Origin of the sequence: Methylobacterium sp. J-077, from assembly GCF_022829365.1 — a bacterium.
In the GTDB taxonomy this organism is placed as follows: domain Bacteria; phylum Pseudomonadota; class Alphaproteobacteria; order Rhizobiales; family Beijerinckiaceae; genus Methylobacterium.
In genome coordinates this window covers 1-377 of sequence record NZ_JAKSYJ010000154.1, presented here as the reverse complement: position 1 = coordinate 377, position 377 = coordinate 1, and the positions used below count along the sequence as shown (strand labels likewise).

At 71.1% G+C, this 377-nt stretch carries 1 pseudogene; it reads right to left on the bottom strand.

The window, feature by feature from the left end:
- Positions 1–377, bottom strand: a pseudogene (locus tag MKL11_RS18855) (IS5 family transposase); the annotation flags it as partial.

Below are 377 nucleotides of genomic sequence, written 5' to 3'. Positions count from 1 at the left end.
CGGCCGAGGACATCGGTGAGCGCGTGGATCTTGGTCGTCTGGCCGCCGCGGGAGGGGCCGATGCCTTGCGCCTGCGCCCCCCTTTACCCCCGTGGGCGGAGCGATGCGCCCGCACGTAGGTGCTGTCGATGGCAGCCGCCTCGCCCGACCATCCGGCCTTGGCCAGCCCCGCCAGCATGGCCTTCCAGAAGCCGCGGTGGGACCAACGGTTGAACCGGTTGTAGACGGTGGTGCGCGGCCCGTACTCCGCCGGGCAGTCGCGCCAGCGGCAGCCGGAGGTGAGCACGTGCACAATGCCGGAGATGATCTGCCGGTCGTCCTTGCGCGCCGGTCCGGGCTGATCCTTCGGCAGGAACGGTTCGATCACCGCCCACTGC